The sequence below is a fragment of the Halorutilus salinus genome, from assembly GCF_026242195.1.
Taxonomy (GTDB): Archaea; Halobacteriota; Halobacteria; order Halobacteriales; family Halorutilaceae; genus Halorutilus; species Halorutilus salinus.
Genome location: NZ_RKLV01000006.1, coordinates 102,102 through 128,231 on the forward strand (window position 1 = coordinate 102,102; position 26,130 = coordinate 128,231).

Consider the following 26,130-nt stretch of genomic DNA (forward strand, 5'->3'; position numbering starts at 1 on the left):
TCGCACTCTTCAACTGCCCATCGCAGACCCACCTCCTCTTCTGTTTGAACCCCCCTCAAAGATGTCCACCGTCCGGTACTGAACGACGTCTGGCTTGGTTACGGGTTCGTAATTATCTGCCTTTTTGATGGATCTAATATATATCCTATTCGACAACCGCGAAACCGAACGGGTAGACGACGCGGCGTAAACGCCCTCATCTTTACTCTCGCGGTAACCGTCTTGCTCCGTGGATTTGAGGCGAACCCCGTCTTTGCGGTCATCATGGCGGTTGCGCTCGGTCTGTAGGCAGGTCTGGTGCTGGGACTCGTAGCCGGTGAGTACACCGACGACCGTGGTACAGCCACAGGTTCCCGTTCGACACCGTAGGCGGGAGCGCAGGCTACGGCATAAGAAGAGTACGGCTCAGTGAAATATTCACTGAGCGCGTGTAGTCTGCCCGATCGGGGTACGCTGTTATATCCCCCGGTGTCCGGTTCGGGTTCCGTTCCACAGAGGTGACCGCTTAGATTAACTGAACGGCTTTCCCTTTCTCCCCCGGTGTAAATCTAACCCAAAGAGATTTAAACAAAATTCGTTGTTTTCGGTAAGCTCGGTGAAACGCCGAGGTATGATACGGAGATCTCAGTCTCTCATCCTTTCCAACTGCTCGTCGGTGACACGTCGACCGCTCCGTTTGAACCCCTCGAAGACCTCCTCCGCCCATTCCTGTACGGCGTCCGACTCGGATATGAGTTCGTACTCGTGCGCGCCCTTGTCGGGTTCGAAGTAGCCCCAAGCGACGCCGTGTTCGACCACGGTGAAGCCGAACGGGTAGACGTCGCACTCGAAGACCTCCATGCTGTCCGTTTCGAGTATCTCCCTCCAGCCCTCGGTGTGGTTCTCGACGAGGCTGTCCAGAACATCTTCGGTGAGGACAAGCTCCGAATCCTTGTCCTGCTCAACGACGTACCTGTGGTACTGGTCGACGAAGAGTTCGCTCGATACCCAGGAGACGCCGCGTACGAAGTCGCCCTCGCCAACGAAGCTATCGAACTCGGAGAAAACGCCGTACAGGTTGGTGGGTGTAGCGCCGTAGACCTCGGCGTCGGTGAGTCCGCGCAGAACCTCCCTGCTCATCTCGACATCGGACTTGGTTACGACCTCCAAGAACGGGTCGATCTCCGACGACACGCCGTCGACGAGCGCGAAGGTGCCGAACAGCGACGAAACCTCGTCGTAGACGAGTCTGCCTTTGGGCGTTAACGCGTACCTCGACTCCGCGGCTTCGGTTTCGGAGATATCGCTTACCCAGCCTCTTCCCACGACCGTTTCTTCGGCTCCTCCGCTCTCGTCGAACTGACGGTAGAGCGTCGGCTTCGAAACCTCCAAGTCCCATTCGCCGTTGCCGTCCACGAAGATATCGCGTAGCTCCCTCTTGCTCAACGAGCCGTTGGCTTGAAGCTCCGCGAGAACCGCGAGACGTATCGGTGTCTGTGGGCCACCGAGATGTGAGAGGGCGTCGTACCCCTCCTCTAAGACCTCGTGTACACCGAGGTGGGGCGCGGACTCCTCGGACATTCTTTACTCTTCACCCCCCTCCCTCAGGAAGTCGCACCGTGCGACCGCGGCTTCCGGTGCGTCGTACGTGGTGTAGATGGTCGTTGTCGCTGTGTTGTTCGTCACCGTTTCATCATTCCTACGTGTCACATAACCGGCGGAGCCGGCTATATAACCACCGACATGCTCTTGATCGGAGGATTCGGAAAGGTGACGGTGAAGTCGGTCGGCGATATTCCCTAACCTTATTACTGCGACGGCGTAAGCTTGAGTCACGGAATGGGTCTCGAAGACGAGATACGGGAGATAGAGGAGGAGATAGCCGAGACTCCGTACAACAAGGCGACGGAGGAGCATATCGGACGCCTCAAGGCTAAGCTCTCGAAGATGAAGGACGAACTCGCCGAGAAGGAGTCGGGGGGCGGCGGGGGCGGCGGGTACGACGTGCCCAAACACGGCGACGCGACGGTGGCGCTCGTCGGCTTTCCGAGCGTCGGCAAGTCGACGCTGTTAAACGCGCTCACCAACGCCGAAAGCGAGGTAGCGTCGTACGAGTTCACCACGCTTGAGGTCGTCCCCGGCATGCTGAAGCACCGGAAGGTCGACATACAGCTTCTCGACGTTCCGGGTCTTATCGAGGGTGCGAGCGGCGGACGCGGACGCGGTCGGGAGGTGATGAGCGTCCTACGTTCCGCCGACCTTCTTCTTTTCCTCGTCGATGTCTTCGAGCCCGAAGGATACGCGAAGCTACGGGGTGAACTCCACAGCAACGGTATACGTATGGACAGTTCACCGCCCGACGTGCGTATACGGAAACGCGACCGCGGCGGCATCGACGTACGTACCACCGACGATGTCTCGCTTAGCGACGGTATGGTGGAGAACACGTTACGCGAACACGGTATCGTAAACGCCGTCGCCGTCGTGCGCGAGGACGTGACGGTCGAACAGCTCAGCGACGCGATACTCGACAACCGTGTCTACATCGACTCCATGGTGGCGGTTAACAAGGTCGACCTCGCCGACGGGTCGGTACTCGAAAGAACGCGCGAGACGCTCGCCGAGGAAGGTGTCGACTCCGCCGTCGGCGTGAGCGCAGAGGAGGAACTCGGTCTTTCGACGCTAAAGAACCGTATCTTCGACGAACTCGACCTCGTACGCGTCTACCTGCGTCCACAGGGCGGCGAACCCGACTACGAGGAGCCGGTTGTCCTACGTGAGGGGGCTACGGTCGGCGACGTGACGGAGAAGATACACCGCGATATCGGGGGTAGCTTCCGTTACGCAAAGCTCTGGGGCGACAGCGCCAAGCACGACGGACAGCAGGTTGGCGAGGATCACGAGTTCGCCGACGAGGATGTCGTGACCGTCCTAACGACCTAGACGAGGAGAAGGAAGTAGTTGAAAGTCAGGTACGCGACGGCGACCATTATGAACGCGTGTTTGGCACCCGTCGAGACGCGTCCGCTCGTCATCTTCCCTGCGATCAGACCGCCGAGAACCGCCTGAACAACGGTGGCGTGGTAGAACAGCGTCCGGTAAGCCTCAGGGTCGAAACCTCCCTGTAGCTGTGGTATGCCTGATGCTTCCTCGCCCGTCGGCACGGCGGGTATGAAGACGGTGCTCAGGACGGCGATTATGACGATGAAGACGAAGAAAGAGATGTAGATAACGACGGTGTACAGCGACATCTGTTCGCGTCTGTGCCTCGTGAGACGGTCACGTAGCTTGGCATCGCGTTCCGCTATACGGAGAACCTTACCGAGGCGTCCGCTCGCCTCCGACGTGTTGTCGAGTAGAACCGTCGTACGTGTAACCGCGGGCGAACCCGCGCGTCTCTCGAAACGTCTGAGCGCCTCCGATGCGGTCGAGTTCAGCTTTATGTCGCGCGCCATCCTGTCGACGTGTTGGTTGAGAACCCCGACATCGACCTCGCGCAGTGAGACGAGCGACTGCAGAAACGGAACCCCGGCTTGGTTTATGCTCGAAAGACGACCGAGGAGTTCGGGGAGACGTGCCTCGACGTTACGCAGGTACTCGGCTCGCGTCTGGTACAGGACGGCGTAGACGAACAGCGACACCATAGACGCCTCCACCAACGTGTCGTCGACCGCCGTCAGGACGGCTTCCGTCGTCTCCGTGAAGGCGAAGCCGAACGCCGGCTCCTGTTCGAAAGCCGGAACCGTTCCTCCGAGGTAGAAGAAGACTGCTACCTTGGCGACGAGGTAGGTGATACCAAGACCGACGGCGAGACGGAGCGAGACAGCCGGGTTCTTTCTAAGCGTCCTCATCGGGCGCGACAGGTACTCGACGAGCCTTTCGCGTCTCTCATACCTGTCGAGAGCCTTGTTTCCTTCTTCCGCCCCTTCTACGGGGACGTCGGTTCCGGGAACGTCGACTATAGACGGAGCCTCCTCTTCCTTCTCGCTCTCGTCGGGCTTCGAAGGTGGTTCGAAAAGAACGTCGAGGAGTATGACGAACCCGAAGCCTGACACCGGCATAACGACGTATATGAAGACACGGAGGGTTACGAGCGTCGCCGCGCCTACGAAGCCGACGACGACGAGTATGGTGATAACGAAGAGGGGGGCGGCGACGAAGACGACGACGTAGAACTCGGCGAGAACCTCAAGACGTTCGAGGACGTTCTCCTGTCTATCCTCGGCGTCGTCGTGGAAATCCTGCGCCTTCTCGCCCAGAAAGCCGCTAACGTCCTCCTTACGTATAACGACGCTGACGAAGCTTTTGAGGAACTCCGACATGTCTTCGCTCGGCGTCTCCTCGGCGAGTCGACGTAACGCAGTTACGACATCGCCGCCGAAACGATCCACGTCGCGTGCCGCGACACCGAACTCCTCCGCCGCCTCACCGAAGACATCGGGATGTGACGAAACCGTGTCGAGCACCTCGTCGAGTGGGACGCCGCCACGGACGAGAGCGAAGCTGAAGCTCGTAACGCCCGGAAGCGTTGCGTCGATACGTTCGGCGCGTACGTCGGCGACGTAACGCGGGTAGTAGACACGGACAGCGTGTACGGTGTAGCCGAAGCCGAGGCTTGCGACCGGGGGCGCTACCCAAGCCTCGCGCACCAGACGGTCGGAGAAGACGGCGACGAAAGCCGTCGATACGGCGAGAACGGTGAGAGCGACGATGAGGGAGTACAGGTAGGTATGTGCCATGTAACCCCGATAAGTGACACCTATACGTGCGCTTCTGAGGTAGCCGTCGAGCCTGTCGTAGTAACGCGGTTCGAGACGGTCGGCGACGTCGCCCAAGAAGACGTACAGCGAACCGCGTACGGACACTTAGCCTTCCTCCGGTTCGTCGAGAAGCTCTTCGACCTTCTCACCGCCGACTTCCTCTATCTCGTCGTGGGGGTTTGCGTAGTAGTCACGGATACGGCGCGTGAACTCCCTGTAGTCGTCGACCTCGTCGTCCACCATCCTACGCAGAAACTTACGCCGGTTGTCGAGTTCGACGAGTATCTGGTTCCGTGACACGCCCATCGTGTCGCTTATCTCGTCGACCACGACGCTGTCGCCTCTTCTCCGTGCCTCGTCGGTCGCGGCGTCCCAGTCGAAAAGACGGTTTGAGTTTATATCGCCCGTCCGTGAGTCTATACCCGCGATCTCGGTGAGTTCGCGCGTCCGACGTATACGTTCGTCGCCGCCCTCCTTACGTGTCAGAAGCTGGACGGAGACGATGTCGAGCGCCTTCATCATCGACCGCGGCACGTTTATCGGCGGGTTTTCGAGCCTGTTTATGACCGTCTGGACGGAGTCGGCGTGCATCGTCGAGTACGTCGTGTGACCAGTGTTCATCGCCTGAAACAGGGTCATTGCCTCCTCGCCACGCACCTCGCCCACTATTATGTACTCCGGACGGTGGCGGAGCGCCGAACGCAGAAGCGTGTACATCCCTATACGCGACCCCTCGTCTATCCCTTCGCGCGTCACCGTCCCGACCCAGTTCTCGTGGCTAAGCTGTATCTCGGGCGTGTCCTCTATGGAGACGACCTTCGAACGCGGGGGTATGAACATGGAGACGGCGTTCATGCTCGTCGTCTTTCCCGACGCAGTACCGCCTGCAAAGATGAGCGACTTACCTTGCTGTATTGCGAACCAGAGGTACGCCATCTCCTCGACGCTGAAGGTTCCGTTACGGATCAGATCGACAGGCGTGAACGGATCCTCGGAGAACTTACGTACCGTGAACGTCGAGCCTCCGCGTGTCACCTCGCGTCCCAAAGTGAGTTCGGCGCGCGAACCACCCGACAGCGTCGTGGAGACGATAGGGCTTTCGACGCTGATATGCTGACCCGAATGCTGTGCGAGACGTGTGACGAACGAGTCGAGTTCCTCCTCCTGAAACGAGATATTCGTCCGTATATCCTGATAACTCTGGTGGTAGAGGTAGACGGGAACGTCGTAGCCGTCGCACGATATGTCCTCTATACGTTCGTCGTTCATCAGCGGGTCAATCTTTCCGAAGCCCGTGTACGACCGGCGGAGGTAGTAGAGTATACGGTAGAAGGACGCGGGCGTTAGGGCGACGCCGTACTCGCGGATTAGACGCAGTGCCCCCTGCTCTACGGCGTCGTCCGTGTCGCCCTCTCCGAGTTCGCGCTCGACGAGTACGTTACGTAGGTCGCCGAAGAGACGTTCCAAAAGACGTTTCTCGAAGCTACCGAGGCGGGGTTCGTGGACGTGGTAGACGTGCTCCATCTTCTCGTCGTCGTACAGAACCGAGACGGTGGCGTACGGCTCGTTTACGCCGTAGCTCTCGACGAGCTCGTAGCCGTCGGGTATCTGTACATCGAGTATCTCCTCGGTTCGGGGTTCGTAGCCTTCGACATCGACGCCGCCTTCCTCGAAAGCCGACAGAAACAGGCTCTTAGCCGAAGACAGGGCGCGCATTCTTGTCTTTACGTCTGCGTCCCACCCACTTATCTTTTTTGCGCCGTCTACGCCCACCTCAGAAGCTCGAAAGCGTACTCTGTGACTCGTCGTCGTCCTCCTCTTCGACCTCCTCGGGTTCGTCGTCACCGACGACATCCTCTGCGCGTGACTCGTCCCATCCGGTTAGGTAGGCGAGTTCGTCGGCTGAGAGGCCGAGTGACGCCGCTATGCGCGCCGCTGTTTCCTCGTCCTCGAAAAGGACACGTACGTAGGGGAAGATGTCGTCGCGCGCCGACGCCATGCTCGCGCCGCTCGCCTCGCCTATCTTACGCGCTGTCGAGTCGCGTGTGTCGCGCTCGCCGCGTGTACGTCCGAGACGCCGGAAGGTAGACGGCGGCGAGTAACGCGTCCATCCCCCGCCACCGCCCCGGCGCGCCGTCTGTACGCCTACCATGTTGTCGTTGGCGTAACGCCAAAGCGAGTAGTTCTGTGTGGCGCGCGTCCTACCGAGGAAGACGTCGGCGCGCGACAGGCGTCGGTACGCCTCGGCGAGTTCGTCGCCCGTGTACACCTTAGGGACGTTCTCGTCTAGCCAGTGTACCATGTCGTCGGGCGACTCGTCGACATCGCGCGCATCGCGGAGCGCCGTTCCGAAGTCGTCGCCCTTAAGAACGGTGTCGAGGAACTCAAAGATGTCCTCAGTCGTATCGCGTCCGCCCGTCGCCGAGACGTCGTCGACGGTGACCGCGTCGCGCCCCTCCGCGACAGCCTGTAGGTCGTGTATAGCGCCGCGCAGGTCGCCTGAGTTTGCGTCGGCGATACTCTTGAGCGCCTCCTTTTCGTACTCGACCCCCTCCTCGTTACAGATATCGCGCAGAACGGGGAGTATCGAACGTGCGGTCACGTTACCGAACTCGATCTCGCGGCACGCGTTCCTGAGCGAACGGCTCATCTCGTACGGGTCGTTGGCTATGAGAACCACGGGCTGGCTCGCTGTCTTGAGCATCTCCGTGACGGCGCGCGAACCGCCCCTGTCGGCGTTACCGTGCAGGTTGTCCGCCTCGTCCATGACGACGAGCGTACGTCCGCCCGTCAGTCCCGCCGAACGCGTCGCCTCACCCGCGACCTCCTCGACTGCGTCGGCGGTACGTGCGTCGGAGGCGTTCATCTCTACTACCGTCCATCCCATGTCGTTGGCGAGCGCATGGACGGCGCTCGTCTTACCCACACCCGGCGCACCGTGGACGAGCGCGGGTTCACGGTCGCCTTCCTCCCAGTCCTCCGCCCATCCGCGTAACTGCTTTACGGACTTGTTGTTTCCGCGTACGTCGGCGAGCGTATCCGGGCGGTACCTCTCTGTCCAGTCTGCCATCGGCGTTCCTACGCACCGAACCGTCTTGAATCACGGTGTCGTGCGGTCGTCAGTCGAAGTGGCGTCCGACGACCCACGCGACGCAGAGGTAAGCCGGGAGGCAGAGGGCGACCACAAAGCCGAGAAGGGTGAGGTCGGCGACGCCGAGAGGCACGGTTCCGAAGTAACGCCGAAGAGGCGTGTACAGTACCGACGCCTGTAGAACGATCGAAGCGCCGACGGCGGTGGCGAGCCACGGGTTTGACACCGTCGGCGTCTCGCGTAGCCAACGGATGACGTACAGCTTGGCGAACTCAAGGACGACGAACCCCGTGAAGACCATCGTCATCGCATACGGCGTCACGGCGTCAGCGCCGTCGAGTATCACGAAGGCGAGACCGAGTGTGACGACGGAGGTGACGGCACCCGTACCCCCGATGAGTTCGAGCATCGGACGCCCTACTATACCGCGGTCGGGTTCACGCGGTGGGCGTTCCATTACGTCGCCGCTTTTTGGATCAGCACCGAGGGCGAGCGCCGGCAGACCGTCGGTCAGAAGGTTTATCCAGAGCAACTGGACGGCGGGGAGTAGAAGGTAGCCGTAAAGGGACGCGACAAAGACGACGGCGACCTCGGCGACGTTTGCGCTCAGGAGGTAGGCGACGAACTTCCATACGTTGTCGAAGATGGCACGTCCGCGTTCGACGGCGCTCTCTATGGTCGCATAGTTGTCGTCAAGGAGTACCATGTCGGAAGCCTGGCGTGCGACATCCGTACCGCGTACGCCCATGGCGACGCCGACATCCGCGTTCTTTAGCGCCGGAGCGTCGTTGACGCCGTCGCCCGTCATAGCGACGTAGTGGCCGCGATCCTGCAAGGCTCTGAGTATACGTACCTTGTGCTCCGGCGAGGCGCGCGCGAAGACGTTGACGGAGTCGACGCGTTCGCGTAACTCCGTATCGTCCATCCCCTCTACATCGGAGCCTTCGAGAACCTCTGCGTCGAAGCCGAGTTCGTCGGCTATCGCCCCAGCCGTCCGGACGTTGTCGCCCGTCACCATCTTTACGTCTATACCAGCCTTCCTCGTCGCTTCTATGGCTTCGGCAACCTCGTCGCGCGGCGGGTCTATCATACCCGTGAGACCGACGAAGACGAGAGCGTCGCCGAGAGCTTCGGCGTCGTCGGGTTCGTCGACGTACGCCACACCGAGTACGCGGAGAGCGTCGTCGCCAAACGCCTTCACCTTCTCCTCCACCTTCCGGCGCATCCCGTCGTTGAGTTCAACGACGCCGTCCGCCGTGAGAATCCGGTCGGAGTTCGAGAGAACCGTACCCGGAGCGCCTTTGACGTAGCCAACACGTCCGCCTTTCTCACCGTCCTCGTGTACCGTCCCCATCCACTTGCGCTCCGACGAGAACGGAACCTCTTCTACACGCGGCTTCTCGCTACGGAGGGCCTCCACATCGATACCCCGTTTCTCCGCGGCGCGTACGAGCGCCTGTTCGGTCGGATCCCCGTCGTCCGGCGTCGCATCGTTGCAGAAAACGCCCGCGCGGAGTAGGAGGCTGTCCTTATCCCCCTCTTTGTCCATCCCAACCACCTCGTCGTGTACCCACAGCCTGCTTACGGTCATCTCTCCCTCCGTCAGCGTCCCCGTCTTGTCGGTACAGATCACGTCGACGGAGCCGAGCGACTCGACAGCGGGTAGACTCCGGACGAGGGCGTTCTCGTTCGACATCCTGCGAACGCCGAGTGCGAGCGTCAGTGTAACGACGGCACGAAGTCCTTCGGGAACGGCGGCGACGGCGAGCGATACGGCGGTCAGCACCGCCTGTACGGTTCCGGTTCCACGGAGAAGCAGTATGGGCGCGACGACCGCCGAGAGTGCGACGACGCCGACACCGAGGCTCTTCCCGAGCCTGTTGAGTTCGTTCTGCAAAGGCGTCCGTGTCTTCTCGGTCGAGGCGAGTTCCTCGGCTATTCCGCCGACCTCGGTTTCCATACCTGTCGATGTAACGACAACGACGGCTTTTCCGCGCGTCACGCTCGTGCCCTTGTAGACCATCGACACGCGCTCCGCGACCGGCGTGCCGGCTTCGACCGGCTCGGAAGACTTGGAGACGGGCATGCTTTCGCCCGTTAGGGTCGCCTCGTCAACCTCAAAATCCGTCGTCTCCAAGACGCGTCCGTCGGCGGGTACGACATCACCGCCCGTCAGAACGACGATGTCACCCGGCACGACGTTCGTTGCGTCTATCCCCGTTTCGACACCGTCGCGTCTCACAGTCGCCGTAGGAGCCGCTATACCGCGTAGCTCTTCGAGGCTACGTTCGGCACGGTAGTCCTGAACGAAGCCGAAGACGCCGTTCGCCACCACGATTACGGCTATCAGAACGGCGTCGACCGTATGACCCGCCCAGACAGAGAGCAAGGCGGCTACGACGAGAACTCGGATCAGGACGCTGTCGAACTGAGCCGTGAAGATGCCGAAAGCCGACCGCCCGCCGCCGCTTACGATGTCGTTCTCGCCCACGTCGGCGAGCCTGCGCTCCGCCTCTTCGCTCGACAGACCAACACGTTCCGTGTCGAGGTCATCTACGGCTTCCTCGGCTGTCTTGGTGTGGGCGGACGAGGTTGACGACACGGTTTCGGTTCAGACGACTACAGCCTAAATCCTTTGGTGAAGCCGTTACGAAGTTCGTAACTCTTCTCCGAGACTGTGACCGACACGGTCTAACTATGGAGTATATACTTCTTATCCGAGCCTCGGAGGGCGGCTTAACGCGTCTGTTAGTACGGGTTCCCGCCGCGTACCGCGTTCCGATATTCGAAGCGTTCGCCGTAGGTTCGCAACCTTCATTAACCGCGGCGTGCCACCAACGTACAGGAGAAGCCGGATGGACGAGACCGACTCACGTATACTCGAAGTCCTCAAACGTGACGCGCGGAAGCCGTACACAGAGGTCGCCGAGGAGGTCGGTACCTCCGAAGGAACCGTACGTAACCGCGTCGAAAGCATGGTCGACGACGGTGTTATACGTCGTTTTACGGTCTCGACGAGCGTCGGCAACGTCCGCGCCATGATAGAGGTTGAGGTCGATGTGGATGTGGAGACCTCGGATGTCTCCGACCGCGTCGTCGACTGGGACGGCGTTGACTTCGTCTGGGAGGTCAGCGGCGACGAGGACATGATAGTCGTCGTCGACGTTGCGGATACGTCGGAGGTCAACGACCTGATTACGCGTATGCGTCAGCAAGAAGAGACGGTCTCGACACGTACCCGGCTAATACTCGACGAGAGGATATAACAATGACATCAGCAGAATGCCCCGTGTGTGAAGCGGAAGTGGAGCCGGAATGGGAGGTAGAGCGCGGAGAGATCATAGACTGCGGAGACTGCGGCGCAGAGCTTGAGGTCGCCGACACGGAGCCGCTTGAGTACATAGAGGCTCCCGAACTCGAAGAGGACTGGGGAGAGTGACGTGACGAGGGTCGGCTTTCTGTGCTCGCGCGTCCGTAAGGACGAGAAGCTCCTCCTTGAAGAGCTACGCGACCGTGCGGATGTCGAACGTATCGACCCGCGTGAGGTATCGCTGGCTCTCGACTCCCCGGAAGGCGCGGAGGTCTCCCCCGAAGAACTCGACGTCGTCGTCGACCGTGCGATGAGCTACTCGCGCGGTCTTTACACGGCGCGTTTCTTCGGTTCGTACGGCGTTCCGGTCGTCAATACGTCGGATGTCGCACGCGTCTGTGGCGACAAGGTCGAGACATCGCTCGCTCTGCGCGAGGCGGATGTACGGACGCCGGATACGCGTGTCGCGTTTACGCCCGAATCCGCTCTCGAAACCGTCGAGGCGGTCGGCTACCCCGTCGTCGTCAAGCCCATCGTTGGTTCATGGGCGCGTCTCCTCGCCAAGGTCAACGACCGCGACTCGGCGGAGGCTGTCTTCGAGCACAAGAAGGTTCTCGGAAGCTACGAGCACTCTGTCTTCTACGTACAGGACTTCGTCGACAAGCCCGGACGCGACATACGCGTCGCTGTCGTCGGTGGCGAAGCCGTTGCGGCTATGTACCGCGAGAGCGACGACTGGATTACGAACGCCTCTGTGGGCGCGGAGACGACGGCGTGCGAAACCGACGGCCGTCTTGGATCCGTCGCCGTCGATGCGGCGCGTGCGGTCGGTGCGGAGGACGGCGTCGTCGGCGTCGATATAATGGAGGACGGCGACGAACTCTCCGTCCACGAGGTCAACCATTCGCTTGAGTTCAAGGCGTTGACGGAGGCGAGCGGTGTAAACGTCGCAGGTCGGTACGCCGACCGTGTTATGGAGGTGGCGGAGTGACCGAAGCTACGGTTATAGGCGGAAGCGGCTACACGGGGGGCGAGCTACTCCGTCTCATCGTCGGACATCCACAGCTCGAACTCGGACAGGTGACGTCGCGGTCTAAGGAGCGGCGTACGGTGACGAGCGTACATCCCAACCTGCGCGGCGCTACGGACGCGCGTTTCGTCCATCCCGACGACCTCGAAGATACCGACCTTCTGTTCACGGCGACGCCCCACGGCTACACGATGGAGGAGATGCCGCGCCTCCGCGACCACGCCGATACGGTCGTAGACCTGAGCGGTGACTTCCGTCTCGACGACCCGGCGGGGTACGACGAATGGTACGACGAGCACCCGAACCCGGGTATGCTCGACGAGGCGGTCTACGGGGTACCCGAACTCTACCGTGACGAGATCCGGGACGCGTCGCTCATCGCCGCCGCGGGCTGTAACGCCACGGCGTCGATACTCGCACTCCATCCGCTCGTCGAGAGCGGTATCGTCGACGACGAAGACGACGTCGTTCTGGACGTTAAGGCGAGTTCGAGCGCGGGGGGAGCGTCGGCGAACACGGCGTCGCACCACGCCGAACGGTCGCGCGTCGTACGTCCGTACGCACCGACGAGCCACCGACATCAGGCGGAGATAGAACAGGAGACGGGTCTCGACGTTAACATGACCGTCCACGCTATCGAGATGGTGCGCGGTATCGCGGCGACGGCGCACGCCCTCGTAGAAGGCGTCGAAGAGAAGGAGCTATGGAAGGCTTACCGTGGCGCGTACGGTGACGAGCCGTTCGTCCGTGTCGCCAAGTCGCGCCGCGGCGTCTACCGGTACCCCGAACCCAAGGTCGTCGAAGGTACGAACTACTGCGACGTAGGCTTTGAGGTGAGCGACGACCGTGTCGTGGCGTTCAGCGCCGTCGACAACATGATGAAAGGAAGCGCAGGCATGGCGGTACAGTCAGCGAACATAGCGCTCGGATACGATGAGGGCGCGGGACTCGGTTTCAACGGGATGCATCCTGTATGATCGACCAGAACGGAACGACCGTCGTCAAGATAGGAGGAACCGAAGGCGTCGAAAGGGGTTCCGTACTCAACGGTATCGCGGCGCGTGTGGAGAACGGCGAACCTCTCGTCGTCGTACACGGCGGAAGCGGCGCTGTCGACGAGCTTCACGACCGCCTCGGCGTCGAACCGACGTACGTCGAAAGCCCGTCGGGCATGAAGGGACGTTTTACCGACGACGAGACGATGGAGATATTCAAGATGGCGATGGCGGGTAAGGTAAACACCGACATCGTCGAGGAACTTCAGACGCGCGGTGTCGACGCCGTCGGTCTCACGGGCGTCGACGGACGCCTCCTCGAAGGCGAACACAAGGACAAGGTGATCGCCGTCGAGGACGGACGTAAGAAGGTGAAACGCGGCGACCGTTCGGGGAAGATAGAGGAGGTCAACGACGAACTCCTCGAACTTCTTATAGGTGCGGGGTACGTCCCCGTCGTCGGCGTCCCGATGGTTTCGTACGACGGCACAGCGGTCAACACCGACGCCGACCGTTCCGCCGCGGAGGTCGCAGGCGCTCTGGGTGCACGTCTCGTCATCCTTAGCGACGTCCCCGGTCTCCTACGCGATCCTGACGACACCGACAGCCTCGTAGAGAAGGTCGGGTACGACGGTATAGACGACGTTATCGACGAGTACGCAGAGGGGAAGATGAAGAAGAAGGTCTACGCCGCGCGCGAGGCTCTCGACGCGGGTGCGCGCAGTGTCGTCTTAGCCTCCGCGAACGTCGACGAAGCCGTAGCCCGCGCCCTCAACGGCGAAGGCACCGTCTTCGGATCGGAGGGTGAGGAATGACAGAGGACGACCTGATCGGACGTGAGAAACGTTACGAGGCGGTCTTTTCGAAGAAGCCGATGCCTATCGTCGACGGTGACGGCGTCTACGTCTACGACGACGATGGGAACGAATATATCGACATGGGCGCGTCTTACGGCGTCATGGGCGTCGGACACTCGAACCCGCGTGTGGTCGAAGCGATCGAGGAGCAGGCGCGGTCTTTCACGTACGCGCAGGCTTCGTACGCTACACCCGAGCGCGGCGCACTCATGGAGGCGTTGATGGACGCCACGCCCGACGCGCTCGACCGTATCTTCCTCGCCAACGCAGGGACGGAGGCGAACGAGGCGGCTATGAAGTTCGCGCGCGGTTCGACCGATGGATCGGGTATCGTCTCTGCGAAACGCGGCTTCCACGGACGTACGTACGGCTCCATATCCGCGACGTGGAAGTCGAAGTACCGCGAGCCTTTCGCTCCGACGGTGCCGGGCTTCGACTTCGCCTCGTACAACGACGTCGGGTCGTTGAAGGAGACTGTTGACGATGAGACGGCGCTCGTACTGCTCGAACCTATACAGGGCGAGGGCGGTATCTACCCCGCCGAAGCCGACTATCTTGAAGCGGCGCGCGACCTGTGTGACGACCACGACGCCTACCTCGTCTTCGACGAGATACAGGCGGGGATGGGGCGTACAGGGAAGATGTGGGCGCACGAGGGCTACGATGTAACACCCGACGCCCTAACGACCGCCAAGTCGCTCGGCGGGGGTCTGCCTATCAGCGCCATCGTCTGCCGTGAGGGGATGACAGAGATACCGAAGGGAAGCCATGGAGGGACGTACTGCGGCAACCCCGTAGCCGTCGCGGCGGCGCGTGCCGCTGTCGAGTACACCGTCGAGGAGAACCTGCCCGCGAACGCCGAACGTATGGGCGAACGTCTTGTCGAAGGCGTCGAGGCGCTCGACACCGACCGTATCGTCGACGTACGTGGCGAAGGTCTGATGGTGGGTATACAGGTTCGTGGACGCGCGGGACGTTACCTCTCAGGTCTCGCCGGCGAAGGCGTACTCGGTCTGACCGCAGGACGGAACGTTATACGTTTCCTGCCTCCGTTGACGCTTGAAGAAGAGCACATCGATGCCGTTGTCGATGCGCTCGGAGAGGTGATCGGGTGAGCGCAACACCCGCGGTCGACCGCGACGAGGAGTTCGCCTTCTTCCGTGGTCTCGTCGAACGTTACAGCCCTTCGGGGAACGAGTCGCCTGCGCGTGACTATCTCCTCGAACATCTACCCGACATGGGTCTCGATGTATCGACCGACGAGGTCGGTAACGTCATCGCACGTACCGAGGGCGACGGCAAGGAGGTGATGCTGACGAGTCATATGGATACGGTTCCGGGTGAGATACCCGTACGTGTCGAGGACGGCGACCTGTACGGACGTGGCTCCGTCGACGCTAAGGGTCCTCTTGGTTCGATGTTCGCCGCGGCGTCACGTCTCGCCGATACGGACGCTGATGTCACCGTCGTCGCCGTTGTTGAGGAGGAGAAGAGCGGTATGGGGGCGCGTCACCTCACCGACCGCCGCGAAGCCCCCGCGTACCTGATCAACGGCGAACCGTCAGGATGGGATACGGTCACGCTCGGATACCGCGGTATACTCCGTTTCCGTTACCGCGTAACCGGCGAGGTAATACATACGGCTCATCCGGGTGTAAATGCGATAGACGACGTGATCTCGTTCTGGGAAGCCGTCCGTGGTCTGCAGGATCTCGACGAGGGCTTCGACGCGCTCACCGCCACACCGACGGAGATAGACTCCGAATCAGACGGCTTCGAACTCCGTTCCGAACTCCGTGGGAACATGCGTATACCCACGAGCAACTCCGTCGCAGAGATACGTGACATGGTTAAGAAGGTCGAGACCGAACACAAGGGCGACGTATACTGGGGCGAGTCGACCGAACCCGTCTTGGTTGAACGTTCCAACCCCGTCGTCCGCGCTTTCCTGCGCTCCGTCCGTGACGAGGACGGCGAGCCGGGTCTTTCCGCCAAGACGGGAACGAGCGACATGAACGTCTTCGCCGAACGTTGGGACTGTCCGATGGCGACGTACGGGCCCGGCGACTCCAACCTCGATCACACGCCCAACGAGCATATAGGGATAGACGGTTTTCACAGCGCCGTCGACGTTCTCGAGGGCGTCGCGGAGGATCTTTCTACGGCTTGAAGTCGAGCAGAGCGGATCGCACTATATCGTCCTCCTCACGACGGAAGACGGTGTCGTCGTCGGCGGAACCGACGATCGCCTCGACACCGTAGAAGGCGACCGCCGGGGTTCCACCGCCTCCCTCGCCCATGGCGGCGTTTGCGAAGCCGGCTATCTCGTCGACGACCGCCTCCTCGGTGGCTTTGAGTTCGTGTCCGTGAAGATCCTCTTCTCCGCGCCAGTCACGTACCGCGTCGATACACGCCCATCCCACGGCGACGCCTGTCTGTCCGCGTCTGAAGGCTCGTCCACAGGTGTCCGTCACGACGACAGGCGTACCGATGGTGTCGGCGATACGTCCCGCGCTTTCGCCGGGGTCTTCGGGAAGCAGTACGACGTTTCCGTCTCCTTCGACGTTCGACCTGTCGATACCCGCGTTGGGTGCGACGTGCCCGAAACGCGTGACGGCGAGAAAAAAAGGCTCCTCTATGAGTAGTTCGGTCGACTCGTTGAGGACGGCTTCTGTAAAACGCGGATCCGCGTCGTTCCGTTCGGCAAGGGATTCCGCGCGTTCCGACGGTTCGAAGCCGTCGAGGGGACGGACGCGTCCCTCGACCTTCGATACGGCGGTGCTGGCGACGGCTACAACGTCGGCGTCGTGAGGCAGGTACGAACCGAGTTCATCGCCCTCGGAAAGACGCGGGACGCCGTCGACAGCACGAACCTCTGCGCGCATGCCGCAACCTGTCGCCGTTCAGGGATAAGCTTTTGTTTCACCGGTCACGTACCACCGTTACCCCATGTCACAGCCAGACGACGGGGACGGGAAAGACGAGGTTGAGGAGGAGCCGTTCGGTTACTCTGTCGAGGGTAGCTGGGAGGATATAGTCGGTTTCGGGGAGGAGATAGTCTCCACGTTCGAGGAGCACGATGTCGAACAGGATACCGTCTCGGAGTGGGACGCGTGGAGACCCCGGAGCGGCGAACAAGAGGACGAGATGCGTGAGAAGACGGTAGAAAAGGCGAAGGTCGAGGAAGGCGACGAAACGTCCGAAACCGCCGCGGAGACAGCCGAAAAGCTGTCCGAGACGCGTGAGAAGACAGCCGAGGGCGATATAACCGAGGCGGCGGAGAAGGCTTCGGAGGCTTCCAAGTCGGCGGGTAAGACGGTCGGCGACGCTTCGCGCGATGTCGTCCGCGCCGTCGAGGATCGCGTGTACCGCCGTATCACGAGGACGAATCCTCTCTACTTCGACTCAGAGAACTTCAACGCCTCACTCAAAGTCGTCGAGTCGATAGGTGAGAAGATGGGAAAGATGAAGGAGAAGATAGTCAACGGCGAGGCTGACGACGAAGGCGATACGACGTACAGGATGAGTATAAACGCCGAGTCGCAGGAGGTCGAGGAAGCCCTGAACGACGAGTTTGAGGACACCGACGACGGTTAGCGGTATCCGTTCAACGTTTTCCGTAACGACCTCGCCGACTCACGTGCGGCTTCTTCGAAACCGTCGCCGTCGCCGGCGTATATTATCGAACGCGTCGAGTTGACGACACCGACGCCGCGCGGGTCGGTTCCGTACTCGACCGCCGCCTCGGCGTCACCTCCCTGAGCGCCGATACCGGGTACGAGGAAAGGCAGGTCGCCGGCGTGTTCGCGGACGTTCTCCATCTCCTCGGGATCCGTAGCGCCGACCACCAGGCCGACGTTTCCGTTTACGGCGTTCCAGTCGACAGCGCGTTCGGCGACGTGCGCGTAGACGGGCTTCCCACCCGCGTCGAGTTCTTGGAACTCTGAGCTACCTTGGTTGGTCGTCTTGCACAGAACGAAGACGCCCGCGTCGCCGTCTTCGATGAAAGGACGTACGGAGTCCGTCCCCATGTACGGGCTGACTGTGATCGCGTCGGCGACGTCGAGCAGTTCGGCGTACCTCCGTGACGAATGCCCTATATCGCCGCGTTTTGCGTCGAGTATAACGGGAGCGGCGGCGCTCGCCTCTTCGACGGTTTCGAGAAGCGCCCCCCATCCGTCGGTGCCGAGCGCCTCGTAGAACGCCGTGTTGGGCTTGTACGCGACAGCGACATCGCTCGTTGCGTCGATTATACGCCGGTTGAACTCGGCTACACCGACGCCGTCGGGTATACGCGACGGAACGGGGTCGAGACCGACACAGACGAGGGAGTCCTTCTTCTCTATCCCGTCACCGAGACGGTCGAAGAAGCTCAGACCAACCCCTCCACGGGTCGCTGTTCCTGCTCGCCCGTCCGCATGTCCTTGACCGTCACCTCTCCGTCCGCGAGGTCACGTTCGCCGACGATGACCGTCTTTGTCGCACCGACGGCGTCGGCGTGCTCCAACTGGCTTCCGAAGCTTCTGCCGTCGCGTACGTTGACACGTACCTCCTCCCCGTCGTCACGTAACGACCGCGCGACACGTGTCGCCGTCTCGCGTACGTCGCCTATTACAGCGACGTAGTAGTCGACCGACGTTTCTTCCGCAGGCCAGATGTCCGCGCTTCGCATCAGAAGTTCGAGCGTCGCGTCACCTATACCGAATCCGACCGCAGGCGTCGATGGACCGCCAAACTCCTCAACGAGTGTGTCGTACCTTCCGCCGCCGAATACGGCACGGAGGTCGCCGTCGGTGTCGAAGCATTCGAAGACAACACCCGTGTAGTAGTCCATTCCACGTACCACAGAGGGGTCGAAGACGGTGTCGACGCCGTATCCTTCGAGCGCCTCGTCGAGGGCGCGGAGACGTTCGACAGCCTCGCGCTGTTCGTCGCCGTCGATCACACCAAGCAGTTCGTCGGTGGCACCCCATCCGTCGAGGCTTGTGAGGCTCAGAACCGTCTCCACACCGTCGTCGTCAAGTCCGGCATCGACGAGCCTTTCGCGTACCTCGTCGTCGTTGAGACGGTCGGACTTGTCGATCGTCCTGTGTACCGCCGTCGCTGTCTCCCCGTCGACACCGAGCGACGAGACGACGGCGCGCACGACACCCCGGTGACTGACACGTAGCTCGTACTCGTCGGTAAGACCGAGGTTCGAAAGAACCGCGTCCGCAGTGGCGATAGCCTCGGCGTCCGCCTCAACACCCGGCGCTCCGAAGATATCGAAGTTGGGCTGGTAGAACTCACGTAGCCTGCCCGACTGGGGCTGTTCGTACCGCCATAGCTTGGGCGACGCGAACCAACGGACGGGCTTCGACATCTCCTGCTCGCGCGCGGCGTACATACGGACGAGAGACGGCGTGAGTTCGGGCGTCATCGTAACGTCCCTACCGCCCTTGTCCTCGAACGAGTACGTCTCGTTGACTATCTCCTCGCCGCTCTTTACCTCGTAGAGACCGAGCGGTTCGAGCGACGGCGCAGATACCTCATCGAAGCCGTGGGAGCGCGCCGTTTCGCGGATCGTGTCGAAGACCTCACGCCGCGCCGACTCCTCGTCGGCGTAGAAGTCACGGAAACCTTTGAGACTCTCGAACTCCATGCCGGAGAATGCGCCCGCCTGCGTTTAAACAGTCCGGATTCAGAGACCGCTGTGTTTTATATCGTAGTCGTCGTCATCCGGCTGTAGCTTCTTGAGCAACTGCTTCATCTGTTCCTCGTCTATCTTTCCCTGAAGCCTTCCGCTCTGCGCGAGCGCCACGACCTGCTTCTCAACCTGATCGGCAAAGTCAGGCTTCGCCATGCTCAACGCGTTGAGACGTTCGCGCGCCTCAGGTTCGAGCGACTGACGCAGAACAGCCTTCTTCTGCGCCTCCGCGCGCTGTTGTGCCTCTTCCTGTGCACCGCCACCCTGATCCCTCTCCTGAAGCTCCTGCATCTTCTCCTCACGTAGCTTTTCGAGGTCGTCGTCGGACATCTTGGTGTACCTAAGTTCTCGAAGCTTAAGGGTCTAACCCAGTTATTCTGCGAGCAGTTCGTCGGCGATATCGGAGGCGACACCGTCGAGGAAACGCTGCCCCTCCGCTGTCACCACACGTCCTTCACCGCCTTTCTGTTCTACGAGACCTTCGTCCTCAAGCTGTTGTAACGCCGTACGTATGACGTTGCCGCTACCGTTCTCGTGGTGCGAGGGCGCAACGCCCTTGCTGTCACGTCCGCCGTACTCCTTCCTGAGACGTGCGACGCCGATAGGTCCTTTGATGTAGACCTTACGTAGGAGCGAGGCGGTTCGTGTGTACCACCAGCCGTCCTCCTCAGGCGGGAGTTCGCGGTTGCGTCCCGTCCTTCCGAACTCCGCCCATTCGGGAGGTTCGACACCGTCGAGTTCCTCGACCTCCTCCTTCGTCTCCTCAACGAGCCGGTCGCCCGGCACCTCGTGTGCTGTCGTCATTCTTGTCGTATCTGGGTACGTCGGACGTTTAAGCTAACCGGTTCCCGTCGCGCGTCGCCCGCGTCGGTGGATACAATACCGACGGTCGCCAACCTTAGGCATGCACGAGTTCGACGCCCTCGCACGCCTCACCGACGAACTCGGCGTGAGCGACGACTGCGCCGCTGTCGGTACCCCCGACGAGGCGAACCTTCTGCTCACAACCGACATGCTCCACGAGACCACGGACTTCCCCGACGGCGTGACACCGTACACCGTCGGCTGGCGCTCCGCGGCTATCTCACTCAGCGACGTGGCGGGAAGCGGAGGACGCGCCGTTGCTGTCGTGGCGGCGTACGGAGCGCCTGAGTTCGACGACGGACTCAACGGCTTCGTGCGCGGAGCATCGGAGGTGTGCGAATCCGTCGGTGCGGAGTACGTCGGCGGCGACTTAGACGCACACGACGAGCGCACCGTCGTATCGTCGGCGCTGGGTGCGACGAACGGCGTCGTGAACCGTTCGGGTGCGCGTGTAGGCGACGCCGTCGCCGTAACGGGCGCTCTCGGACGGACAGCGGTCGCCCTGCGTGCGTTCGAGAACGGGGACGCCGAACGCGGCAACGGGCTTTTCGCCTTCCCTCCGCGTGTACCTGAGGGCGTCGCCCTCTCACCGTATGCGACGGCGATGACCGACATAAGCGACGGTGTCGCCGTCGGCGCTCACAACATCGCCGATGCGTCGGGCGTCGGTATTGCGCTCGACGGCGCGTTACCGCTCGTCGACGGCGCACGTGAAGACGATGTATACGTGGGCGAGGACTACGAACTCCTCTTCACCCTGCCGCGCGAAGCGGTTGACGAGGCGCGCGAAGCTGTCGGTGAAACGGGCATAACCGTCGTGGGCGAGGTGGTCGAAGACGGCGTGCGCCTCGACGGCGAACCGCTACGGAGACGGGGATATGAGCACTGATCGGCGCGAACCGAGGTAGCCGCCGACGGCACCGAAGATGACGGGGTAGACGACCGCAAAAAGGACGTCGAGGAGGCTGACGAACGGGAGCACGGGAACGGCTAAGAGGGCTGTGGGAGCCGAGTAGCCGACCGCGACCGACGCCCCTTCGATGACCTTGTCTTCGCCTTCGACGGTTTGGCGTGCCAGAAATCCTATGACGAGCGGCGGTGTCACGAGAGGCACGTAGAAGAAGGCGCTCGTAACGGGGAGAAAGCTGTACAGATTGGAGCCGACAACACCGAAGAATGCGAGCGGGTTGTGGAGGTCGTAGAAGAGTGCGTGGCTCACGAACAACGGGTTAGTGCCCTGAGCCGCGACCTGACCTAGGGGCGCGAAAACCGAGTAGACGAACGACGTAGCCTCGACGCTCAGGAAACCGAGAAACCCGGCTACGAAAGACGGTTTCAGCCTGTCCGAATCCATACCGAAACGTGTCCGACCCTGCACTAATCAGTTCCCATGAGGTCACGAACCTCGGTGTACCACATGTCGTGTTCGTCGACATCTCCCGTCGCGTCGGCGATGAGTACAGCGATTACATGCCAGCACAGTTCTCCCTCGTCGAGGTTGTACTCGTAGTCCTCGCACGTACACGAACGTCCTTCGACTATGTACTCGTCGCCCTTGCCGACGACGACAACGAAGTCCCTGTACTCCTTGACACGTCCCTCGGAGACGGCGTCGATCGCGCGTCTGCCCCGCGCACCGTGTTCCTTGAGAATCTCGTCGGCGATAGCGCCTGTAATCCTACCCCTCTCCTCAAGCTCGTCGAGCCAGTCCATCGACGGCTATACGTGTCGACTCCGTATAACGGTTCCGTCAGGTCAGTACGTCGGTTTCGACGGCTCCGGTGTACGAGATAAGAGGTACGCGGAAACGTCTTCCGAGAACGCCGACAGCACCGTAGACATCCGCGACTACCTCGGTCTCCTCGCCGTTCTCGACGTGTGTTCTCCACCAGTCGGGGAGTGCGTCGTCCTCGATGTTTACGGTCATCTCAACCGTCTCTGTCTCACCCGCTCCGAGCGCGAAGCCGTCGTGGGTTTCGCCGCCGCCAACGTCCACGCCGTTCATACGTACGTCGCAGACGAGGTCGGAGAACGAAACGGGTACGCGTGTCGGGTTCTCGACGCGTGCTTCGACGTGTACGGGCGTGGTACCGCCGTCGGGTTCGCCCCATTCTGCATCGATACCGTCGACAGCGAGAAACGTACGTCCCATCACCGACCTCTCCCGTCTACCCGCGTCGTTAAGGAATCCGAGGGCGTCTGTCTCGACGGTCGTCTCGCGGCTTGGGACACGTACACCGAGGTCGCTGAGGGGTAGATCGACACGCAGACGCGGCTTGACGCGCATACTGCTTTCCTCGCCGTTCTCGACATGCGTCCCCCACCACCCTCGGATCGCGTCGTGTTCCATCTCTGCATCGAGGCTAACCGAGGTCGTACGCGGATCGAAACGGAAGCCGCTCTTCTCCGCCTCGACGACACGGACGCCGTTTATCTCCGCGACGTACTCGACACCGAACGTGTCGGTATCCCTGTTGACGACGTTCGCCGACGGTACGGAGACCTCCGTCCGTATCTCGGAAGCCTCGTCGCTCACGTCGCCCCATCTGCTCGTTACGACGCCGCGTTCGATCCCGTCTCCGGACGGAAGCCTCATTCTCTATCCTCCTTGTGTTGTTTATCGGGCGACAGAATTAATGGCTTTTGGTTTGCGTAACTCGTTTAATCCGTGAGGTTCTAAACCGGCGTATGCCCCAAGACGTCCGCCGTCGTATAATGGGTAAGTTCGACGGTTCGCCGGGACAGCGCGCCGTCGTCGAACTTCTCCTCGAACGCGGCTTCTCGGTCAACGACGAAGGTCGCGTCGTTTCGGGCGGTATCGAGATCCCTTATACACAGGTCGCCGACGAGGCGGGCGTCGACAGACGTGTGGTCGACTCAACCACGGATGCGATCCTCGCCGACGACGAACTGGGGGACATCTTCCGTAATATCTCCTCGATACCCTCGTTCCGCGACGTTGCGCCCGTCCTCGGTCTGTCGGTTCTCACCATACGTGTCGACGACGCGGCGTCGACAGGTGTCGTCGCCGAGATTGCGCGTGTAATCGCCGAAGAGGAAGTCTCCATACGTCAGGCGGTGACAGACGACCCCTACTTCACCGACGAACCGCGTTTCACGGTTATTACCAACGGCGAGGTGTCGGGCGTTCTGGTCAAACGTATATCCCAACTCGGCTTCGTCGAGAAGGTCGATCTCCTCTCTCCGTAGACGCATCTTCGGTTCCTGAACCGTATATGCACGGTCAAAGACTCATACGCTTCGGTCGTATAGGCATGGTATGTCAAAACCTACCGTACTTGTCCATGGCTTTCTCGACACGGGGTACACGCCGTGGTGGAGCCTTCTGAGGAGAAACCTGCGGCGCGAAGGCTACGACGAGGATGATATCTACACAGTAAACGCCGAACGCGTACCGGGTCTTACGGTGGGTTCTCCGCGCGACTACGCCGAGAAGGTCGGTGCTGTGGTTGAGAGAGCGTACGACGACGGCGGCGAGGTCGACGTGATCGCACACTCGATGGGCGGTCTCAAGACACGGTGGTACGCCGAGGAGATGGGCGGCGCGGGGTATATCGACTCCTTGGTCACGCTCAGCACACCGCATCAGGGGACGGAGACGACGCGTCTCGCCCTCTTCACGAAGGGTGCGCGCGACATGCTACCGTCAAGTAAGTTCCTCAAACAGCTAAACGTCGACGGTCTTGCGGAAGGCGTCGACTACACCGCCGTATGGAGCCGTAACGACTACGCCGTACGTCCGAACGGACGCGGCTCTTTCCCTGACGAATGGACGGAGAGGTACGACGCGCGCAACCTCCGCGCAGGACCTTACGGACATCTCGAAATGGTGGCACGCCGGTCTGTCTTCGACACGTACAGCGGCTTTCTGGGAGCCTAACCCAAATCCTTACTTTTCCTCGACGACACGGTTAGTCATGTCAGAAACAGAGGAAGACACCGAAAGGGGAGACGGAGGAGATACGCGCGAAGCCGAAACGGTTGTCTCGGTCAACCCTGCGACGGGCGACGTGAACGAGGAGGTGGTGGCGACGACGCCCGAAGAGGTCGACGAGGCGGTGGAGGCGGCACGCGAGGCACAGCGTTCGTGGGAGGCACGGTCGGTAAATGATCGTCTACGTGTTCTCGACGTCTTCCAGAACCATCTCATACGCCGACGTGACGAGGTTGCGCGCACGATCGCCGCCGAGACGGGAAAGCCCGTCGGGGAGGGTCTCGTAACCGATCTGATACCCGTCATCGACGCCGTCCGTTTCCTCAAGAAACGCGGTCCTGAGGTCATGGAGACGGGTCTCGATCTCGACAACATCATGGTGATGGATCGGAAGAGCAAGATAGTACGTGAACCTCTTGGTGTCCTCGGTATGGTAACGCCGTGGAACTACCCGTTCGGCATACCGGGTTCGCAGGTTGTCTACGCCCTTTTCGCCGGAAACGCCGTCGTTCTCAAGCCCGCGCGCGAGACGACGCTGACGGGACTGAAGATAGAGGAGATACTGAACGACGCGGGTCTTCCCGACGATCTTCTCCACGTCGTACCCGGCGGTGGAAGCACCGTCGGACAGGCTATCGTTGAGAGCGACATAGACCAGATGACGTTTACAGGGAGCAACGCCGTCGGAGAGATGATACAGGAACGGTGTCAGGAGCGCGGCGTGCCTACGACGATGGAACTCGGCGGAAGCGACCCGGCGGTCGTCCTCGAAGACGCCAACATCGACAAGGCGACGAGCGGTATCGTCTGGTCGCGTTTCATGAACTGCGGTCAGACCTGCGCCGCGGTCAAACGCGCCTACGCGCACGACTCCGTCTTCGACGAGTTCCGCGACGAGATCGTACGTAAGGTCGACAAGCTTCGTGTAGGAAACGGCGCGGAGGAGAACGTCGACGTAGGACCCCTGATCGACGAGGGTGCCGTCGACGAACTGGCTCAACAGGTCGACGACTCCGTCGAGATGGGCGCTGAGGTTCTCACGGGCGGCGAACGTCTCGACCGCGAAGGAAGCTTCTACGCCCCCACCGTCCTCGGTAACGTGACACACGAGATGCCCGTTGTGCGTGAGGAGACGTTCGGTCCAGTCATCCCCGTGATGGGGTTTGAGGACATAAGCGAAGGTATAGAGAAGGCGAACGACACGCGGTTCGGTCTCACGGCGAGCGTCTGGACACGTGACACCGACCGTGGCGAACGCGTAGCGCGGGAGATAGACGCGGGTACTGTCGTCGTCAACGACCACGGCTACACTTACGGTATCAACGAAACGCCGTGGGGCGGATACAAGGACAGCGGACACGGTAGGACGCACGGTGTCTGGGGTATAGAGGAGGTGACACGTATGAAGCATATCAACAAGGGAAGCGCCGACACCGTACCGCGTTCACTCCGTCCCGAAACGACGTGGTGGTTCCCTTACTCCGACGACTACCTCGAAACCATGGGCGACGGTATAGAGTTCCTGTACGGTAACAGCGTCGTCAGACGCGCGAGAAAAGCCCCCAAGATGCTCAAGGAGCTAATCGGAAAGAAGGGACTGTAA

The 26,130-nt window shown here is 61.3% G+C and carries 27 protein-coding genes; 13 read left to right on the plus strand and 14 right to left on the minus strand.

The window, feature by feature from the left end; genetic code table 11:
• Positions 1–624 precede the first annotated feature (624 nt).
• A complete protein-coding gene (locus tag EGH25_RS07445; protein WP_266087242.1) occupies positions 625–1,560 on the minus strand; it encodes a helix-turn-helix transcriptional regulator in 936 nt (311 codons plus the stop codon).
• A gap of 3 nt (positions 1,561–1,563) precedes the next feature.
• The gene (locus tag EGH25_RS07450; protein WP_266087244.1) at positions 1,564–1,689 is read right to left on the minus strand and encodes a hypothetical protein; all 126 of its coding nucleotides are present in this window, start codon (positions 1,687–1,689) and stop codon (positions 1,564–1,566) included.
• A 129-nt stretch (positions 1,690–1,818) separates the two neighbouring features.
• Between EGH25_RS07450 and EGH25_RS07455 the strand changes: the two genes are divergently transcribed.
• Entirely contained in the window at positions 1,819–2,922 is a 1,104-nt protein-coding gene (locus EGH25_RS07455; RefSeq protein WP_266087246.1) for an OBG GTPase family GTP-binding protein, read from the plus strand.
• Here EGH25_RS07455 and EGH25_RS07460 read toward each other — a convergent pair.
• From EGH25_RS07460 to EGH25_RS07475, 4 genes are read right to left on the minus strand one after another with little or no spacing between them, the layout of a single operon-like run.
• Positions 2,919–4,844, minus strand: coding sequence for a type II secretion system F family protein (locus EGH25_RS07460; protein WP_266087249.1), 1,926 nt, complete (start codon positions 4,842–4,844; stop codon positions 2,919–2,921). The two genes, EGH25_RS07455 and EGH25_RS07460, sit on opposite strands and share 4 nt — an antisense overlap.
• A complete protein-coding gene (locus EGH25_RS07465; RefSeq protein WP_266087251.1) occupies positions 4,845–6,455 on the minus strand; it encodes a type II/IV secretion system ATPase subunit in 1,611 nt (536 codons plus the stop codon).
• Between the two features lie 58 nt (positions 6,456–6,513).
• Positions 6,514–7,809, minus strand: a complete 1,296-nt coding sequence (locus EGH25_RS07470) for a replication factor C large subunit (protein WP_266087253.1) — start codon at positions 7,807–7,809, stop codon at positions 6,514–6,516.
• 49 nt (positions 7,810–7,858) lie between these two features.
• Entirely contained in the window at positions 7,859–10,432 is a 2,574-nt protein-coding gene (locus EGH25_RS07475) for a cation-translocating P-type ATPase (RefSeq protein ID WP_266087254.1), read from the minus strand.
• 253 nt (positions 10,433–10,685) lie between these two features.
• Between EGH25_RS07475 and EGH25_RS07480 the strand changes: the two genes are divergently transcribed.
• Genes EGH25_RS07480 through EGH25_RS07510 form a run of 7 tightly spaced genes read left to right on the plus strand, consistent with a single transcriptional unit; the run spans position 10,686 to position 16,192 of the window.
• A complete protein-coding gene (locus tag EGH25_RS07480) occupies positions 10,686–11,096 on the plus strand; it encodes an Lrp/AsnC family transcriptional regulator (RefSeq protein WP_266087255.1) in 411 nt (136 codons plus the stop codon).
• A gap of 2 nt (positions 11,097–11,098) precedes the next feature.
• Entirely contained in the window at positions 11,099–11,269 is a 171-nt protein-coding gene (locus tag EGH25_RS07485) for a lysine biosynthesis protein LysW (protein WP_266087256.1), read from the plus strand.
• A gap of 1 nt (position 11,270) precedes the next feature.
• Positions 11,271–12,131 carry a lysine biosynthesis protein LysX gene (lysX, locus tag EGH25_RS07490; RefSeq protein WP_266087258.1) on the plus strand — a complete coding sequence of 287 codons (861 nt, stop codon included), beginning with the start codon at positions 11,271–11,273 and terminating at the stop codon, positions 12,129–12,131.
• Positions 12,128–13,147 carry an N-acetyl-gamma-glutamyl-phosphate reductase gene (gene argC, locus EGH25_RS07495; RefSeq protein WP_266087260.1) on the plus strand — a complete coding sequence of 340 codons (1,020 nt, stop codon included), beginning with the start codon at positions 12,128–12,130 and terminating at the stop codon, positions 13,145–13,147. Before lysX ends, argC begins: the two co-directional genes overlap by 4 nt.
• Entirely contained in the window at positions 13,144–13,980 is an 837-nt protein-coding gene (locus EGH25_RS07500) for an acetylglutamate/acetylaminoadipate kinase (protein ID WP_266087262.1), read from the plus strand. The genes argC and EGH25_RS07500 overlap by 4 nt, the downstream gene beginning before the upstream one ends.
• Complete coding sequence (locus EGH25_RS07505; protein WP_266087264.1) at positions 13,977–15,137, plus strand: aspartate aminotransferase family protein; 1,161 nt, start codon at positions 13,977–13,979, stop codon at positions 15,135–15,137. The genes EGH25_RS07500 and EGH25_RS07505 overlap by 4 nt, the downstream gene beginning before the upstream one ends.
• Positions 15,134–16,192, plus strand: a complete 1,059-nt coding sequence (locus EGH25_RS07510) for a [LysW]-lysine hydrolase (RefSeq protein WP_266087266.1) — start codon at positions 15,134–15,136, stop codon at positions 16,190–16,192. The genes EGH25_RS07505 and EGH25_RS07510 overlap by 4 nt, the downstream gene beginning before the upstream one ends.
• Here EGH25_RS07510 and cofE read toward each other — a convergent pair.
• Entirely contained in the window at positions 16,182–16,907 is a 726-nt protein-coding gene (gene cofE / locus EGH25_RS07515; protein WP_266087268.1) for a coenzyme F420-0:L-glutamate ligase, read from the minus strand. The genes EGH25_RS07510 and cofE overlap by 11 nt on opposite strands.
• Before the next feature lie 64 nt (positions 16,908–16,971).
• Between cofE and EGH25_RS07520 the strand changes: the two genes are divergently transcribed.
• Positions 16,972–17,619, plus strand: coding sequence for a DUF5828 family protein (locus EGH25_RS07520; protein WP_266087269.1), 648 nt, complete (start codon positions 16,972–16,974; stop codon positions 17,617–17,619).
• Here EGH25_RS07520 and pyrF read toward each other — a convergent pair.
• From pyrF to EGH25_RS07540, 4 genes are read right to left on the minus strand one after another with little or no spacing between them, the layout of a single operon-like run.
• On the minus strand, positions 17,616–18,398 hold the full coding sequence (gene pyrF, locus EGH25_RS07525) for an orotidine-5'-phosphate decarboxylase (RefSeq protein WP_266087371.1): 783 nt from the start codon (positions 18,396–18,398) through the stop codon (positions 17,616–17,618). The genes EGH25_RS07520 and pyrF overlap by 4 nt on opposite strands.
• On the minus strand, positions 18,395–19,663 hold the full coding sequence (hisS, locus tag EGH25_RS07530; RefSeq protein WP_266087270.1) for a histidine--tRNA ligase: 1,269 nt from the start codon (positions 19,661–19,663) through the stop codon (positions 18,395–18,397). Before hisS ends, pyrF begins: the two co-directional genes overlap by 4 nt.
• A 39-nt stretch (positions 19,664–19,702) precedes the next feature.
• Positions 19,703–20,038 carry a DNA-binding protein gene (locus EGH25_RS07535; protein WP_266087271.1) on the minus strand — a complete coding sequence of 112 codons (336 nt, stop codon included), beginning with the start codon at positions 20,036–20,038 and terminating at the stop codon, positions 19,703–19,705.
• Positions 20,039–20,080: 42 nt separating this feature from the next.
• Entirely contained in the window at positions 20,081–20,512 is a 432-nt protein-coding gene (locus EGH25_RS07540; RefSeq protein WP_266087272.1) for a 30S ribosomal protein S19e, read from the minus strand.
• A gap of 100 nt (positions 20,513–20,612) precedes the next feature.
• On the opposite strand from EGH25_RS07540, the gene thiL reads away from it, so the two are divergent.
• Positions 20,613–21,461: a thiamine-phosphate kinase gene (gene thiL / locus EGH25_RS07545; protein WP_266087273.1), complete on the plus strand. Its 849-nt coding sequence runs from the start codon at positions 20,613–20,615 to the stop codon at positions 21,459–21,461.
• On the opposite strand, the gene EGH25_RS07550 is transcribed toward thiL, so the two are convergent.
• Genes EGH25_RS07550 through EGH25_RS07560 form a run of 3 tightly spaced genes read right to left on the minus strand, consistent with a single transcriptional unit; the run spans position 21,435 to position 23,168 of the window.
• Complete coding sequence (locus tag EGH25_RS07550) at positions 21,435–21,926, minus strand: hypothetical protein (RefSeq protein ID WP_266087274.1); 492 nt, start codon at positions 21,924–21,926, stop codon at positions 21,435–21,437. The genes thiL and EGH25_RS07550 overlap by 27 nt on opposite strands.
• Positions 21,927–21,949: 23 nt before the next feature.
• Positions 21,950–22,285 carry an SWIM zinc finger family protein gene (locus EGH25_RS07555; RefSeq protein WP_266087275.1) on the minus strand — a complete coding sequence of 112 codons (336 nt, stop codon included), beginning with the start codon at positions 22,283–22,285 and terminating at the stop codon, positions 21,950–21,952.
• Positions 22,286–22,322: 37 nt separating this feature from the next.
• A complete protein-coding gene (locus tag EGH25_RS07560) occupies positions 22,323–23,168 on the minus strand; it encodes an LEA/WHy family protein (protein WP_266087276.1) in 846 nt (281 codons plus the stop codon).
• 92 nt (positions 23,169–23,260) lie between these two features.
• On the opposite strand from EGH25_RS07560, the gene EGH25_RS07565 reads away from it, so the two are divergent.
• The 3 genes from EGH25_RS07565 to EGH25_RS07575 all read left to right on the plus strand — a co-directional run bounded on the left by EGH25_RS07565 (position 23,261) and on the right by EGH25_RS07575 (position 26,130).
• Positions 23,261–23,782, plus strand: coding sequence for a TrpY family transcription regulator (locus EGH25_RS07565; RefSeq protein ID WP_266087277.1), 522 nt, complete (start codon positions 23,261–23,263; stop codon positions 23,780–23,782).
• A 70-nt stretch (positions 23,783–23,852) separates the two neighbouring features.
• Positions 23,853–24,473, plus strand: a complete 621-nt coding sequence (locus EGH25_RS07570; RefSeq protein ID WP_266087278.1) for an esterase/lipase family protein — start codon at positions 23,853–23,855, stop codon at positions 24,471–24,473.
• Between the two features lie 37 nt (positions 24,474–24,510).
• Positions 24,511–26,130: an aldehyde dehydrogenase family protein gene (locus EGH25_RS07575; protein ID WP_266087279.1), complete on the plus strand. Its 1,620-nt coding sequence runs from the start codon at positions 24,511–24,513 to the stop codon at positions 26,128–26,130.